Here is a 17,106-nt window from a genome sequence, read left to right as displayed (position 1 = left end):
ACTTTGTTGAATACTACTACACAAAAATAAGGGGTGTATGTCATGTCAAACACAAGAGTTCCAGGATTTTATCGTTTATCACCTAAAGAAAGATTTGATATTGTTACGGAAGGTCGCAATTTAACAGATGATCAGTTAAAGCATTTATCTGGGGAGAATCCACTTTCGATGGATTTAGCAGACTCAATGATAGAAAACGTAATTGGACAAATAGGAATTCCACTTGGGATTGCAACCAACTTTAAAATTAATGGAAAAGATATGTTTATCCCAATGGCTACGGAAGAACCTTCTGTTGTAGCTGCTGCTAGTAATGCAGCAAAAGCTAGTTATGAACATGGTGGTTTTTTCACGTCAATGAGTGGAACAATCATGCGTGGTCAAATTCAGGTATTAAGTGTGGCAGATCCTTATGCTGCAAAAGCCAAAATATTTGAACATAAAGAAGAAATTTTAGCTTATTGTAATTTGCAAGATCCAACATTGGTTTCATTAGGTGGAGGGGCTAAGGAAATAGAAGTTCATATTATTCCAACTAACTCTCAAATAATGTTAGTAATTCATCTAATTGTAGATACCAAAGATGCAATGGGTGCAAATGCTGTTAACACAATGGCAGAAGCAGTCTCTCCAACTATTGAGACAATTACTGGTGGTAAAGTTGTATTAAAAATAATATCTAATTTAGCAGACCTTAGACTTGTTCGCGCAAGAGCAATTTTTTCAACAGAGGCACTTGGTGGCAAAGAGGTTGTCGATAACATTGTAAGCGCTTTCGAATTTGCGGATTATGATCCTTATCGAGCAACTACCCACAATAAAGGAATAATGAATGGAATTTCTGCTGTAGTCTTGGCAACTGGAAACGATACTCGTGCAGTAGAAGCCGGAGCACATGCCTATGCTTCTATATCTGGACAATATAAATCTTTAACAAAATGGGAAATAAATGCGGATGGCAACTTATCCGGTTCTATTGAATTACCAATGGCTGTTGGGATTGTTGGTGGAGCAACGAAAACACATCCGGTTGCACAAGCTGCCCTTAAAGTAATGGGAGCTAGCTCTGCTGAAGAACTTGCAGGTTGTATAGCAGCTGCAGGACTAGCACAGAATGCTGCAGCATTACGGGCCTTATCTGCTGAAGGCATTCAAAAAGGTCACATGTCTTTACATGCTAGAAACTTAGCAGTAATGGCTGGCGCAAAAAAATCAGATATAGATAGAATCGTCGCACAAGCTGTAAAAGAGAAAGACCTTAGATATGACCGTATCTTAGAAATAACTAAAGCAACTCAAAGAGGTGAATAGGATGGCAAATAACCATAAATCACCAACTAATGATTTCAATAAAAAAACAAAAACATATTTAGAAATACTTGGAGATACAATTCTACCAAATCAATTACTTTTCGCGGTTTTAATAAGCGTAGGCATTAGTTTAGGAGGTTACAATATCGGTCTTTGGTTACTCCCTTCTATCGCTAGTGAAAGTATGGTAGCTTCTTACTCATTGCTTATTGGGATTTTAGGTAGTGTTGTCTCTTTAGTATTTTGTTCCATTCTTTTTAAACCAAAAAGAATACTAGTTGAAGAAGAAACCTCTTCTGAAAGTATGAGACAAGTTTTTAAAGATTTACAATTAGATCCTCTGGAAGAATTAGAACTAATTGAAAATGATCCAATCACTAAGAAAGAATTGGAAGAATTCGGAGTTTTAAATAGTTTTCTTGCACTTAGAGAGGAGCAGAAGAAATGAGTTTACTAATTACAGCTATTTTATTTGCATTACTTGGTGCAATTGTCTTCTCTTTAATAGGATTAATATCTGGTACTGATGAGACAGCTATTATGGTCCCACTTACTTTGTTAGTAATCCTTCTTGGTGCACCTCCAGCTGCCGTTTTTTCATTTTTTATGGCAGCAGTTCTAGCAAAACATCTTACACATGCCGTACCAACTGCATTAATGGGTATACCCGGTGATACTACAGCTGTTCCATTAATAGATCATGCGAATACTTTAAGAAGAATGGGTATGCCACATATAGCGCTTAGGAAAATGATTTCAGGTGGAATTATTGGTGCATTTATCGCTTTACCAACTGCTGTTCTATTAGGCCAGTTTTTGGGTCAATTCGCTGACTTCTTCAAGTCATCAACAGGAATAATTTTTACACTAGCCGCTATTTTAATTGCCTTTTTCTCTAAAGGTAAATGGGTAAGTGTTTTAATGATTATTCCATTTGCTTTCTTTATTAAAAGTTTAGATTTAGTGAGTTTTAGTATACTCGATAAGCATTTATCTATCAGTTTCTTTTTAGGAATTGCTATAGGTCCGATTTTTTGTGATCTATTATTCGCGACTTCCTCTAGTGCTAGAAAGACTATTGAAAGAGATAAACCTAAAGAATATCATCTGGCTCCTGAAACAAAAACGTGGAAAGGATACTTTCCGAACCCTTTTAAAATTTTAACTGGAAGACAACAAGTATTCACTTCCATTACAACTTTTATTTCTTCTCTTACTTTTGTTTTTAGTCCTGTAGGAATGACTTCCCTAATGGGTGAAATTGTCGGTTCCCGTACAAAAGGTGCCTATAAGAAGTCTACTACTAGTTTAGCAGTAATGAATGGGGTAACAGAGTCTACGTATATCGCAGAAGTAATCATCCCATTAATAGCTTTTGGGATTCCACTAAGTCCTGTTGCTCTTGGTCCAGGGTCACCATTATTTAACGCACCACCAGTATTCACTGTCGACCCTATAAATAATTTGCATACCTACCTAACTTCATGGGAATTTTTCCTTTACGGTGCAATTGGACTCATTATTGCTTCGTTAATCGCCTATCCTTTTTCTATGAACTATGCAAGAAAGGCTTCTGTACTAGTGATGAAGCTTGTAAGTCAAGAAGCTATTGTTGCTATGTTCATTGGACTTGCTTGTTTACTTGCCTTCCACGAAGCACAACTTGTTGGTATTGTACTTACGTTCACAGTGGCAGCAGTTGGTGGTCTTCTAAATCGCATTCTTGGAATTGGGGCTGGTGTACAATTTATGATTTTCTATGCTTCAACTTGGATTATGACGACCCTCTTCGGAATATAAATAAAAGGAGATTTTTAATATGACAATACAAAATTCCCCTAAAAATGTAAGCATTAGAGAAGTAGGACCACGCGATGGATTACAAAATGAAACTACATTTATTCCAACAGACGATAAAATACAATGGATAGATCACTTATCTAATACAGGGTTAAATTATATAGAGGTAACTTCTTTTGTAAATCCGACTTGGATCCCAGCACTTTCGGATGCAGATTATGTAGCAAAACATATTAAGAAAAATCCAGACGTCACTTATGCTGCCCTTGTTCCAAATACAAAAGGGTTATTCCGAGCATTAGAAAGTGGTATTGATGAAATCGCTGTTTTCATCTCTGCTAGTGAGACTCATAATAAGGAAAATATTAATAAAACTATTTCAGAAACAGAGATTGTCTTATCTGAAGTTGTTAAAGAAAGTATTTCGATTAATAAAACGGTTCGAGGATATATTTCAACAGTTTTCGGTTGCCCTTTTGAAGGAAATATAGAAATTGATCAAGTAATTCGATTAGCAGATTCCTTGTTTGAAATGGGCATAAATGAATTATCATTAGGTGACACTATCGGGATTGCTAATCCCGTTCAAGTGAAGCAAGTTTTAGAGCAACTTCTTAAACGATACCCCGCGGAAAATATTGCAATGCATTTTCACAATACCCGTGGAACTGCTTTAGCAAATGCACTGGCTTCATTGGAGATGGGTATTTCAAAATTCGATAGCTCTCTGGGTGGTTTGGGCGGATGTCCATACGCTCCAGGAGCATCTGGCAACTTGGCAACTGATGACTTAAACTACATGCTCACAAATATGGGTATAAAAACAAATATAGATCCAGTCAAACTCAATACAGCCGCACTGTATATACAAGATAAACTACAAAAACCTTTAGATAGTTATAGCGTGAAATATTATGAATCTCAACATAAGTAATTAAGAAAGAAAATAAATTAACAAATTTAAAAAATCAAGAATCAGCAGTCTGATTCTTGATTTTTTATGCTAACTTATCTACCTACTTCCCACCTGTTTTTACTGAAATATTTAAACTTTTAATAATCCCATATAATCCTGTCATATTCATTTGCTATTATCTATCCGAAATATAATTTTTTTATAGTTACCTCTGTGCATATTATTCTATTTGATTTCGGTTATCTATTAAAAAGAAAAGCCCCGCGGAGATATTCTCTCCACGAGGCTATTTGTATCCAACAACATAATTGTCAGAATGGGATTTTAACTTCCCAGGTGACTGGTACCTAATACTAAAGCTTAAATTGCAGTACTAATCCGTTTAATTTTTCAGCAAGTTCGGCTAGTTGTTTTGAGCTGCCTGCTACTTCTTCCATCGAACTGCTTGTTTGTTGCGAGGATGCAGAAGTTTGCTCTACTGCTGCAGATGATTCTTCAGAGATTGCTGCAATTTCCTCAACAGATCCACGCATTTCCTGACTGTTTGCTGCGATGTTGGATAAGTTCTCTGTGACGGTTTGAATGAGATTAATCATTTCTGTCACAGCACTGCTGATTCCATTGAATGTCTCCATCGTGACATTTATTTGATCCGTTCCTTTTTCCACTTCTTCATAACCTTCTAGCAATGATCTTGCTACAGAACTTGATTCATTTTGGATATTCGTCACAATGTCTGTAATATCAGTTATAGAAACAGTTACCTGTTCTGCAAGTTTTTTCACTTCCTCTGCTACAACAGCAAAACCTTTACCATGTTCACCTGCTCTAGCCGCTTCAATTGCTGCATTTAAGGCCAACAAATTTGTTTGATTGGCGATTTCCTTTATCACGACAACCAATTTGGATATTTCTTGGGACTCGGTATCCAATCCTTGGATTTTCTTAACAGCTTCTTGCACAATTTGGTCAATTTTAACCATTTGTTCATTTGAAGATTTCATTAATTGACTACCCTCTGAGGTCATCGCAAGTACTTCACTTGAAGAAAGTTGAATATTCACACCTTTTTCATTGGCTTCTGCCACTTTACGTGTAAAGGATTCCATAATTACTGCCAATTCGGTCGCACTCTTAGCCTCTCCCTCTATACCCATAGCTAGTTCTTGCATTGTAACAGCAATCTGATGGGAAGCTGCATTTACCTCATCAGAAGACTGGATTAACTCTTCACTTTGCCCCGTTACGGATTCAGAAACAATATTGATTTCATTTAATAACTGACGCATATTATTACTCATCTCATTTGTAGCATGTATAAGTTGACCCACTTCGTCTTTAGACTCTGTTTCAATAGACTTTCCACTTAAATCGCCTTGCGCAATCCTATTCATCCGTTCCATTACCACTTTTACCGGTTTGGTTATCGTATTGGCAGTTAAAACAGCTATGGCTATGCTAAATAAAATGACTACTATGGTAACGATTGTTACGATCCGTAGCGTAGCTTCCCCTCCAGCTATTATATCTTGCTCCGTTTTCTTGATAGTCTCTTCACTATTTTTCGCCACTTCCTCATAGTCAGCCATTATTTGACGTACTGCATCAGCGGACGCTTCTAAATTTCGTAGTGCTGCTTCTTTGTTTCCTCTGTCATATTCATCAAAGACCTTAGTATCAATCATCTTCCGCCAAGCGACCGTCTCCTCAATCAGCTGGTCAAATGCTTCAGAATCATGTATGCCCCTAATGACCCCTTCATACTGCTTCCCTTGTTCTGTATATGCATCGAAGCGATCTCTGAAGTCCCCACCGAATAATACATAACCACGGGCAGTCGATATCCGATTTGCCATTGTTAACGCCATCTGCTCATTGGCAATTAATAACGGCAGCTCTTTTTCTACAATATTTTTTGCTTCATTATTGCCCTTCATGATCACAGAAATATTATAAACACCCAACAGGATGACTACAAAAATAACTAGTGTAAACGCAAATAGCAACTTACTTTTGATACTTTTAAAATTCACCAATCTCTTCCATTCCTCTCAAGTAATCTTCTCATATAAAACCTTTAATATCCTTTATAGTTATCGGTTAAATTATCTCGGTTTCAAGTATCTCACGGAAAACAAATAATTGTGTTTTTTCAGTTTCTTGTAAAATAAATCACTTACAATAAATCCTATCAGATTTATCCAAATGCCAAATTTTAGGTGGGTGTTTTGGTACTTTACTTATAAGAATAGTGAGTTGTATGCAATTGTTAAAATCGCTTCTGGTGCAGGGGTGTTTATAATACTAAATTATACATTTTAACAGAACTTTAGATTCAATAGAAAATAGTTAATTTTTATTAGGAAGTAATTAACTCTACCTACTTCTCACCTGTTTTTATTGGAATATTTTAATTTTTACAAATCTAACACAATCCTGTCATTTTCTTTTGCTATAATCTATCCGAAATACAAATTTGTTGAAGGAGTAGATAAAATGTCGAAAAAGAGTATTTGGAATCATGCTTATAATAAGGTAATCACTTCCTTTATATTAGTAGTTTCCATGTTTGTACCGTTTATAGTTGCACCTAGTGTTCAAGCAGCTGAACCAATTAGTGTGTCAGAAGCAATTACAAATAACACAGGTACGGCAACTGTACAAGGTTACATCGTTGGAACTGCTAACTCTGGAACTTCCTACAAGCAGGAAGCCCCTTTTACAGCAGCTACAAATATCGGTTTAGCAGATTCACCTAATGAAACAAATCCATCCAACATTTTACCAGTTCAATTACCAACCGGGGCCATTCGAACTGCACTGAATTTAAAAGACAATCCAGAAAATTTCAAAGCAGAAGTAACGGTGACAGGCTCATTAGAGGCATACTTCTCTGTTCCTGGTCTTAAAAGCCCTTCTGCTCACACGATAATTTCTGATGGAGATACTCCTCCTGAAGCTCCTGAAGCAGAATTGATGCAAAATATTGCTGCAGCACGAGCTGTAACGGATCCAACCAAATTAATCAAAATTACAGGTACTGTAACAACTGGCACTGGATACTGGGGTGGTAATGCATTCTATCTTCAAGATAGTTCAGGCGGTATTTATGCATTCACACCTTCTGCAGATGTAAATCCAGGTGATGTCGTGGAACTGGAAGGTAAAGTTAGTTCATACAGTGGCGAATTACAAATTCAACCTACTAAAATAACAAAAATCTCTTCTGACAATGGACTACCTCTTCAGCAAATCATTACTCCAGCTGGAGTAAATGATGAAGCTCAAGGTGAACGAGTAACTATAAATAATGTAGCGATTACCAATTTAACTAAAATAAACGACTTTGGAACATTCGAATTCACAGCAACACATGAAAATGGAGAGTCCGTTGTCATTCGAAATGACAATCGGAATGGTCTAGATTATGATACATTCACACAACGATATAAAGAGGGTGACTTAGTTCATGTCTCCGGTATCGCTTCCATCTTCAACACGACATACCAAGTAAAAACACTTAGTTTAGATAGCTTTGAATTAGTCAATAAACCTGCTGTCTACACGGATATCTACCCGGGGACTGTAACAGAAGGAACTGAAATTTCCTTAATCTCTCCTATTGAAAATGCTGCAATCTATTACACATTAGATGGCTCAACACCTTCTACAAATAGCACGTTATACACTGCACCAATTACCTTATCAAAAAATACTACGATTAAAGCAATCGCTATTAGTGATGCTACGTCTGACGTATTTACTTTTACATACAATGTTTTAAAAACGAGTAATCTAACGATCCGTGATATTCAAGGACAAACACACTTCTCAGAATATGAAGGTGCAGTAGTTCAAGAGATAACTGGTGTTGTTACTCACCTTTACAATTCAGCAAACTTCGTTATTCAAGATGTTAATCCGGATGAAGACAATACAACATCTGAAGCAATAATCGTCAACAAAGCTTCTAATGGATTGGCAATTGGAGACTTAGTTACAGTAGCTGGTACCGTGGAGGAATGGTACTACGAGGGTTACTCAGATATGAGAGTAAATGATCTTTCTATTACTAGAATTCGTGCAACATCTGCTACTAAATCTGGCACTGCAGAACTACCTGCACCATTAGTAATTGGAGAAGATATTTTCCCTCCAACTGAGATCATTGATAATGATGGTTTAACGATATTTGATCCATTAGAAGATGGAATTGACTTTTGGGAGTCTGTCGAATTAATGCGTATTGCTGTACCTAATGCAAGAGTCATTGGGCCACAAGCATATGGAGAAATACCTGTAATCGCAGGGAACTCCACTAATACACAGTTCAATGTACTAGGCGGAATTAATATTTCTTCGAATGACTATAATCCTGAAAAAATATTAGTATTAACAGGAAATGAAAAATATGATGCAAAATCAGGCGATTATTATACAGGTGACATTGTTGGGGTGATGGGCTTCGGCTTTGGTAACTTCAAGCTATGGACAGAGGAATCTACTCTTCCAACAATTACTCGTATTGAAAAACCAACTGTAGTGAGGGATATCGTACCTACAGAGAATAAATTAACTGTAGCAGCATACAATGTTGAAAATTTCTCAACAAACACTGAAAACACGCCCGATGAAAAAGTTGCAAAAATTGCAAAGTCTTTCGTGGAGAATATGAAATCACCAGATATTATTACGCTTGTAGAAGTGCAAGATAATGATGGGCCTACTGCATCTGGAAATACTGATGCTTCAGCTAGCTATGAACGGTTAATCGCTGCAATTGTGGCTGCTGGTGGACCAACATACGCTTGGACTGACATTGCACCAGAATATGATCAAGATGGGGGACAACCAGGTGGGAACATTCGTGTTGGTTACCTTTATAACCCTGATCGTGTATCCCTAACAGAAGGAACAAAAGGCAGTTCGACGGATAAAGTTGCGTGGGATGAAAATGGAAATCTTACTTTGAACCCTGGTAGAGTTCTTGATTTACCACAAGGGAATACTCGTAAGCCATTAGCTGCACAATTTGAGTTCCAAGGAGAAAAAGTAGTCGTAATTGGCGCACATTTAAATTCCAAAGGTGGGGATCAGCCTTTATTCGGTAAAAACCAACCTCCATTCCTTGGCTCAGAAACAGAAAGAATTGAACTTGCAACGATGATTAACAACTTCATCCAAGCAGGCCTTGAAAAGGACTCAGATTTAAATGTAATCGTTGCTGGAGATATGAATGATTTTGAATTCACTCCGACTCTTGCAGCACTTAAAGGTGGAATTTTAACGAATATGGTGGAAAAAGTACCAGCTGGCGATCGTTTCTCATATTACTACCAAGGCAATAACCAGGTACTTGACCATATTCTAGTAACAAATAATTTAGCAAATAAAACTGTGGTGGATATGATTCATATTAACGCTAATTATATGGATATTCACGGTCGTGCATCTGACCATGATCCTATCCTGATTCAAGTAGATTTGAGCGAACCAGAAACTAAAACACTTGCAGCTGATAAAACAGCATTTGAGTTAGAAATAGGTCAACAGTCTAACATTAAACTTATCGAAACATCTACAAAGCAGGATGGCACTACTACAACAAAAAATATTACTTCAGAAGCAATTTACAGTAACTTCGATAGTAAGATTATTTCTGTAGATAAAGGGGTAATAATTGCCAAGTCAGCTGGAACAACTAATATTACAGCTGCGTACGGTGATAACTCTGTAACCATTACTGTAACTGTCCAGTCTGATAAAGATGGCGAAGCTGTTATTACGGAAGATGAAGTAGACACTTCTAAGAAGGTAATTACAGTAGACGGCTCTGTGATGCATAATGCCGGAGATGTTAATATCCGTTTTACAAAAGAAGCTACAAGCAAGATTAATGCTGCAAATAAAGATGTAGTAATCGAGCTGATTAATGGAACATTCTTGATAACCGCTAAAAATTTCGATGTACTTGCGGCAAGTGGACAGTTTACCTTGCACCTGGATTATCATATTCCTCCAGGGTTATTGAAAGAAAAGAACAAGCACAAGATTAAAGACGAGTTGAAATTAAAAGATATGACTTTCCTTGATAGTAATAACAAACCAATCACAACAGGTTTTTCCGACTACTTTATCATCACTACAGAAGGCAATAAAGTAACAACAGAAGAAGCTTCCTACGATCAAAAGTCGAAGAAATGGAAATTCAAAAAATTAAGTAACTAATGCAGAAAAACGAGGGTCGTGACTAGCGTCATGACTCTCGTTTTTTATATCATTTTAATATTTTCCATGACTCGGTAACTCAATTGAGTTAAACTCAGTGACTAATGAATGTAGGTTACTCCCCCTCCTCTCCTCTAAATAATGAAATCTTCCTCAAGACTATTTAAAATGAATGCCGAACTAATCTTAAAAAGTCTTGCTCCCCAACGATTTCCATTGGATGCCCTTGTTGAATCATGCCTTCTACCTTTTGCATTTTGGTACTTTTAATGCCCTGTAGATATTTAGCTAAATCATTATCTCCCACTACTAAGTAATTGGTTTGATGGTCGACTGCTCCTTTGCAAACTGCTCCACAATTCACTGCCAGTTGTGCTGCTTTTGATCTTGTCATAGAAAGCATTCTTCCTGTGAAAACAATTTGAGCTCCGTAAAATGGATGCTTGGAATTTAGCTCTGACCTTTCCGGTTCTAAAAATTCGATAGTTAAATCTGCTTTATCTCTGCGCTGGGATGGTAATTGCTTCTTAGGTTGAATCGAAGAGTTCATTTTTACATTATGTAGTTTTGCCAGTTGTTGAACTGAATTTGTTTGGGTTTTCTTCATCGCTTCAATTGTAATAATAGCAGCGGCACGCGCATCCTCTAAAGCATCATGATGTCTTAAGCTAATACCTAAGTAGTTCGCTACAGTTGATAATTTATGATTATATAGTTGAGGCCAAACTTTTTTGGCAATTCGAAAAGAGCACCCATATTCAAAGTTTGGAGAAGGCTCATGAAATTGACGTAATGATTCCTGTAAAACACCCATGTCAAAACTAGCATTATGAGCAATGACCACTTGATTTTCTATAAGACTTTTCATCTCTGGCCAAAATTCTTCAAAGGTTGGTGCACCATGTACCATATATTCGGTAATTCCATGAATTTTTGTATTATAATAATAAAATTCACTTAAAGGATTTATCAAGGATTGTATTTCTCTATATATTTTCCCATTCTTAACCTGCACGATTCCAACTGAACAAACACTAGAACGAAGGCTATTAGCCGTTTCAAAATCGATAGCTACAAAGTCCACTTTTCCGTCTCCTCATTTTGTTAGATTGACTCTCATTATCTCATAATAGAATACAAAGAAGAACCTCTCCAATTAGAGAGGTTCTATAATTTAATAAAATTAGTAAAGTCTATTAGTTGGAGGTATATCATCTAGTTTCTTTTGATGTTCCAATTTTTCTTCATATTGATCATGAGAAAGTCTTTCCTCTTCTTCTTCTTCCGCTACCATTTCACTCCCAAATGCTGCCGGACCTAGATTAGGATCGGCTCCCGGAGAATGAGCGCCATACGATTTTTCTTCTACTGTAATACTCTCACCAATCGTAGGACGAGACTCCCTAACTTCTCTATCTTCCTGCATAGAATGTCCCATATGATTCTCTTCTCTAGCTAAATGTGGGTCAGTTGCAAAAGTCTCCCCACGCTCAAAGCGATCCTGCGGTTCATCAAAGCGACCATCTGTTTCATTTACAAACTCATTATTAGATGGTGTGAACCCCTGCTCTTTAGCATAATTGCTAATTGGTTCTTCGTTTTCTATAAAACGATTTTGTACGACATCTGTACCAACTGTATCTGTATACTCATGCTCAAATTCATCTGCATGTGTACCGTACATTGGTTCATCGTTAACCGTGAGAACATCTGTGTAGAGAACAATACTTCCCCTTGCTACTTCCTCCGCATATCTTGTTCTTTCCTCTTCACTTAAATCTAATTTACGTAGTCCTTCTGCTATAGCATCTTCACCCGTAAACCAAGATTTGAACTTATCCATAAATGTTCCAGTCTCATGTGTAGAAACTTCTGAATGACGATTAAGGGTATTTAAGTGTGCAGTTTCAGTTGAAATTACATGTATATCACTTTCTGCATAACCCTGATTTTGTAGGCCTTCCAATTTTTCATACATCTCTTCTTCCGTACGAGCAATTTCAATTCGTCTATTCGATTCAATGTTCATGGTGTTGCCTCCTCAAAATTTAGTCTTATTTCATACGTACCCCCCTCGAGATAGAACCTAAACACGATGTAGCAATTGTTAATCACTTTGTAATGAAAACGTAATTATTCTAATACAAACGGTTATTTGGGAAAAGTTAAGAAAAACCGGACAAAAATCAAAACCTGTTTCTATCATTTTCGAAAGGATTTGGACAGACGTTTTGCTAAAGCCTGATTTAAAAAGCACATAAAAAATAAGTTGAATATGTTTCCAAGCTCATTTTATTTTGATGGCCTATTTTATGACTGATGACAAAACAACTTCAAATGATAATGTTGCAAGCCGATATAAGTAAGAACAGATATTAGGGGGATCCATTTTGAAACCAAGAAAATTAAGTTCGAAAATTATTCTTTTCTTTGGAATAGCGATACTAGCACTACTTATTTTATTTCTTGCTTTTCTATACTTCACAACAAAATCTGCAGTTGAACAAACCATTCGGTCTCAAGGTATCCAGACTGCACAACTTATTGCAGAGGATGTTGACAAAGATAGCTACAAAGAGTTTATTACGAATAAAAGCGAATCACCTGACTATTGGACAATCAGAAACAATTTAAATGATTATCGTGATAAAACTGGTGCTATGTATGTTTATACGCTTGAAGCAACCGATTCAAAATTAGAAATTCTAATTGATGGAATGGCCGAGGGCGATGAAATGGCTGCTCCAATTGGAACAGAAACTACTGGTACAACTGTTGCAGATATTGAAAACGTATTAATAGGAAAAACAGATAGTACTTCTTTAATTGACGATCCTGATTATGGTCAATATTTATCTGCCTTTGCACCAATTACAAATGAAGATGGTGAAGTTTTAGGTATCCTAGGTGTTGATATTGCTGCTACTAATGTAGGAGCAATTCAAAACGGAGTAATTAAATCAATTTTACCTTTTATATCCGCTATCCTTTTAGTAATTATGGCCGGAATACTAGTTGTTGTTTATTTTTATATTAAAAAAAGATTAGCTCCAATTTCTACTTTAACAAAATCAGTTCAATTACTCGCTGACGGAAAAATTAATGCTGCGGCAGACGAAGTTCGCCTGATTCAATCGTCTGGTAATGATGAAATTCACTTACTGACGCATCACTATTTATTAGCTATGAATCAATTGGATGGCCTTTTAAAACAAACAAAAGAGTCTACTCTTTCAGTGTTATCTGAAGCAAAAAGGTTAGACGAAATTATCGAGACTGTTAAATCTGCAAACAACGAAATTACAACGAATATTTACTCCATTGCAAAAGGTAGCGAGCATCAAAAGCATTCAAATGATGAAGCTGTTCAAGCAATGGAAGAAATGACAATCGGTATTCAACGTATTGCTGACTCCTCTACGACAGTTGCTGAATCTTCTAACGAAATGATGGATTTAGTTCAAAAGAGCAATGACCAGTCTAATTCAGTCATAAAACAAATTGAAGAAGTAGAGAGTTCAGTTATTTCTACGGAAAAATTAATCAACAAATTGGCTAGTGGGTACTCCGATATTGAAGAAACCATCCGTGTGATTTCAGACATCACCGATCAAACGAATTTGTTAGCATTAAATGCATCAATTGAAGCCGCTAGAGCTGGGGAGTTCGGAAAAGGTTTCGCAGTTGTCGCTAATGAAGTGAAAAAATTGGCTGAACAATCACGAACTTCAGCAGAAACAGTCTCAGCACATATTTTAAGTTTTAAAAATGTAACCGTTGAAGCTTTGATAGAGATGGAAAAATCCGTATCTTTAGTAAAAGCGGGCACCGAGTCTGTTGAGGGTATCGGTCACTCATTATCTAAAGTCTTAACATCTGTAAACCATGTAAATACTGAAATTCAAGATGTCTCAGCAGTAACAGAAGAGCTTTCGGCCAGTTCAGAAGAGTTATTAGCTTCAACTGAAGTCATTAAATCTTTAGTTGATCAAGCGGTAATTTCAACTAAGGAAGTTGCAGTTTCTACGGACCAACAAGTTGATTCCGTTCAAACACTTGAGCAAACGATGGATAATTTACGTAAAACATCATTAGAACTTGAAAAATCCATTCAACAGTTCAGCTAATATATATGCTTATTACGGTTACGAGGCACAAATGGTTTTATTCTAGAAATAATATACCTGAACAAATAGAGAGGTTAATTCTGAGTAGAATTGACCTCATTACTTCTTTTAGTATTGAACGATGATGACCTTTATCTTTAACATAGCCTTCTTTAAAAAAAGCCTCAAGAAACGATTTTCATCGTATCTCAAGGCTTTTATCTTTTATTTTCTATCAGTAAATTCTTGGTTATCCCCGTCAGAAAATTCTACTTCTAAATCGAATTCTGTATATTCTTCTACTCCAAATGCTTGAGTAACCTTTTCAATTACTTCTTCTTTACTCATATCTTTTGTTAGGCCAATTTTTTTAAAGATTGGTTCCAACTCTACATAAGCATCATTGCCAGAAAGGTTTTTGGACTCTATTTGGTTAACGTATTCCGCCTCTGTTTCTGATATATCAATATCAAAAGAGGCTTCAATTGCATCCTTTTGATCGGCTGTATCCACATCCAAGTCAAATGATTGAAAACCAAATTCACTTTGGGCAGTATCTTTATCTGGGGCATCACTCACTTCTTCTTTATCCCCACAAGCCCCTAATAATAAGAAAGACATCATAACACTACCGATTAACGGATATTTTTTTATTTTCATACTGACTGAAACACTCCTCTTTTTAATATTAATCTAATCCTAAAAATTATCGCCATTATTCATGGAAAATAAACAACTCTCGAAAAAATTATCCTGGAAAACGTTTCTCACTCGCAGATGTTGACTTAGTACCTCGCTTATCTTTCTCATCTTTCACCTTTTCATTTAACTCTTCTACCGGGATTGCATCTACCGTCTTCATATCTTCATCCATGTCAAAGATACTTTCTTTCTCCGTATTTAATAAATCGGGATTATCCATAATACGTCCAGCAATATCTTGTTTATCTTTAACTTCTGAATGCTTTTTCATCATTACTTCCACTCCTCTTTAATCTGTTTTAAATTGTTTATCCTTATTTTGAATCACTAAACCTCCGCCAATCGATTATTTAATATCAATATATGTAGGAATACAATATATACAAAACAAATGAGAGGAGGAAAATAATATATAAATAAAAACAAAATGGCAATTACTACACTTGGACTTTGGGCTGCATTTTTAATGAGAAATAAAGGTTCTCGCAATAAAATAGCAAAACAATTTGAAATTTTTACTAATACTCCTATTTGAGGCACAAAAAAAGAGAACACATCTAGATGCTGTCCACTTTTATAGTACAAAAGCGCAAACGCTTGCTGCGACGATCCTTACATTGGAGTCTGGTCAGAGTTTCATTTGTATAAGTTTATCCAGTTGGCTAAATTTTATAATTTAAACAATAAAAAGAGTAGAGAACATGACTGATGAACTGAGCCCTATAAAGTAGACAACTTAATAAAAAGAGAGTTTGTAGTTTAGACTGCGATGAGATGGTTTCGGTATGCTTCCGGAGCCATCTTTTTTAAATCCCATTGCTTTCGTTCTGAGTTGTAATAATCTATATAATTTCCTATCATCTGTTTCAATTCTTCTAAGTTTTGCGCGTCTTTATAATCCACTTCATCTTTTAAATGACCAAAAAACGATTCCATTGGTGCGTTGTCTAAACAGTTACCACGGCGTGACATAGACTGCGTAAGACCTATTTTCGTTACGCGTTCTTGATAATCTGGATGTGTATAATGAAAACCTTGATCTGAATGAATCATAGCTTCTGGATGGATGTTACCCGCTAATGCTTCTTCAAGCTTTTGTATGGTGCGCTCGACAATCCCCATCTTCAAGCTCGTTGAAAGTTCATACGCCAAAATTTCACGTGTAGCCACATCTTTTACACAAGATAAATAAGCCATTTGCCCACTTTTGTGTGGTAAATATGTAATATCTGTTAAAAGAACTTTCCCTGGTTCATCTTGTTTAAATTGACGATTTAGTATATTCGGGACCGATTTATGAGCTTTGGTTGCTTTTGCCAAATGGCGATACGGATTCGCACGGCGTACTTTGGCAAAGAAATTATATTTGCGCATAATGCGAAGAATTTTCTTATGATTAATCGGGACTTCTAACAGCTCTGCTAGTTCCATATAAAGCATACGATAACCGGACTTTCCACGGTGGGCATCATACACGCACTTCACCAACAAATAGTCTTGATAATCTTGTTCCTCTGAAATCGCGCGCTTTTCCGTTGTTTGAAGCCATTTATAATAGCCACTGCGACTAACACTAGTCAGTTCACATAAATAGCTTATTTTATCCTGAAGTTGATATTGGCGAATCACTTCGTTGATTACTTGGTATTTTACGTGTGGTGCTAAAATCGTTTCTTCTTCGCCTGCCTTTCCAGTTCGTCGAGCTTTTTTAGTAGCGTTAATTCAGCTTCTAAATATTTAATACGAGCTTCTGCTTTTTCTAATTTTTTATCCGCTGATAGATTCTCCAGCTTTGGACGCCCAGTGCTTGCTTTTCCTCGACGTTCCTCTAAAAAACCCTGTTCTCCTGTTGTATGAAAGGTTTTGCGCCAACGATTCAGTGCACTTTGAGCTTTCCTTAATCCGATGATATCTAAGTCGAAACCATTCTCTTCAAAAATCTGTTTAGGACCTTTTCCTGCCTGACTTTCCTTTACCGCACGAATTTTAAATTCCGCTGTATATTGAATAGCTCGATCAGATACGGATCCGACATTCAGATTG

12 protein-coding genes are annotated in these 17,106 nt (G+C 36.4%); 6 read left to right on the top strand and 6 right to left on the bottom strand.

Translation table 11 applies throughout. The annotated features are described in order from the left end of the window. Positions 1–42: 42 nt before the first annotated feature. The 4 genes from LDK52_RS05510 to LDK52_RS05495 are packed head-to-tail and all read left to right on the top strand — an operon-like array spanning position 43 to position 4,045. Complete coding sequence (locus LDK52_RS05510; protein WP_277584952.1) at positions 43–1,311, top strand: hydroxymethylglutaryl-CoA reductase, degradative; 1,269 nt, start codon at positions 43–45, stop codon at positions 1,309–1,311. Position 1,312: 1 nt separating this feature from the next. Continuing rightward, on the top strand, positions 1,313–1,759 hold the full coding sequence (locus LDK52_RS05505) for a hypothetical protein (RefSeq protein WP_277584951.1): 447 nt from the start codon (positions 1,313–1,315) through the stop codon (positions 1,757–1,759). Continuing rightward, positions 1,756–3,111 carry a tripartite tricarboxylate transporter permease gene (locus tag LDK52_RS05500; protein ID WP_277584950.1) on the top strand — a complete coding sequence of 452 codons (1,356 nt, stop codon included), beginning with the start codon at positions 1,756–1,758 and terminating at the stop codon, positions 3,109–3,111. The genes LDK52_RS05505 and LDK52_RS05500 overlap by 4 nt, the downstream gene beginning before the upstream one ends. 19 nt (positions 3,112–3,130) lie before the next feature. Further along, entirely contained in the window at positions 3,131–4,045 is a 915-nt protein-coding gene (locus LDK52_RS05495; RefSeq protein ID WP_277584949.1) for a hydroxymethylglutaryl-CoA lyase, read from the top strand. A 335-nt stretch (positions 4,046–4,380) separates the two neighbouring features. Here the strand turns inward: LDK52_RS05495 and LDK52_RS05490 are convergent, their stop codons facing one another. After that, positions 4,381–6,060 (bottom strand): methyl-accepting chemotaxis protein, encoded by a 1,680-nt coding sequence (locus LDK52_RS05490; RefSeq protein WP_277584948.1) that lies wholly within the window; start codon positions 6,058–6,060, stop codon positions 4,381–4,383. Between the two features lie 463 nt (positions 6,061–6,523). Between LDK52_RS05490 and LDK52_RS05485 the strand changes: the two genes are divergently transcribed. Beyond that, the gene (locus LDK52_RS05485; RefSeq protein WP_277584947.1) at positions 6,524–10,255 is read left to right on the top strand and encodes a DUF6359 domain-containing protein; all 3,732 of its coding nucleotides are present in this window, start codon (positions 6,524–6,526) and stop codon (positions 10,253–10,255) included. A gap of 163 nt (positions 10,256–10,418) precedes the next feature. Here the strand turns inward: LDK52_RS05485 and LDK52_RS05480 are convergent, their stop codons facing one another. Together LDK52_RS05480 and LDK52_RS05475 are read right to left on the bottom strand one after the other, a co-directional pair. Continuing rightward, entirely contained in the window at positions 10,419–11,339 is a 921-nt protein-coding gene (locus LDK52_RS05480; protein WP_277584946.1) for an exonuclease domain-containing protein, read from the bottom strand. Positions 11,340–11,438: 99 nt separating this feature from the next. Continuing rightward, positions 11,439–12,284: a YflT domain-containing protein gene (locus LDK52_RS05475; protein WP_277584945.1), complete on the bottom strand. Its 846-nt coding sequence runs from the start codon at positions 12,282–12,284 to the stop codon at positions 11,439–11,441. Positions 12,285–12,645: 361 nt separating this feature from the next. Between LDK52_RS05475 and LDK52_RS05470 the strand changes: the two genes are divergently transcribed. After that, entirely contained in the window at positions 12,646–14,382 is a 1,737-nt protein-coding gene (locus LDK52_RS05470; protein ID WP_277584944.1) for a methyl-accepting chemotaxis protein, read from the top strand. 204 nt (positions 14,383–14,586) lie between these two features. Here the strand turns inward: LDK52_RS05470 and LDK52_RS05465 are convergent, their stop codons facing one another. From LDK52_RS05465 to LDK52_RS05455, 3 genes are all read right to left on the bottom strand, one after another. Further along, on the bottom strand, positions 14,587–15,021 hold the full coding sequence (locus LDK52_RS05465) for a YusW family protein (protein ID WP_277584943.1): 435 nt from the start codon (positions 15,019–15,021) through the stop codon (positions 14,587–14,589). 88 nt (positions 15,022–15,109) lie between these two features. Next, on the bottom strand, positions 15,110–15,334 hold the full coding sequence (locus tag LDK52_RS05460; protein ID WP_407081792.1) for a hypothetical protein: 225 nt from the start codon (positions 15,332–15,334) through the stop codon (positions 15,110–15,112). Between the two features lie 488 nt (positions 15,335–15,822). Beyond that, a protein-coding gene (locus tag LDK52_RS05455; protein ID WP_277584941.1) for an IS3 family transposase occupies positions 15,823–17,106 on the bottom strand; the annotation gives its coding sequence in 2 pieces (ribosomal slippage) (positions 15,823–16,775 and positions 16,775–17,106; 1,285 coding nt annotated over the 2 pieces). This gene is flagged as partial in the annotation.

Source organism: Psychrobacillus antarcticus, assembly GCF_029533155.1.
GTDB lineage: Bacteria > Bacillota > Bacilli > Bacillales_A > Planococcaceae > Psychrobacillus > Psychrobacillus antarcticus.
Note: the sequence above shows the minus strand (reverse complement) of the source record. Positions and strands in the feature narration are given on the sequence as shown.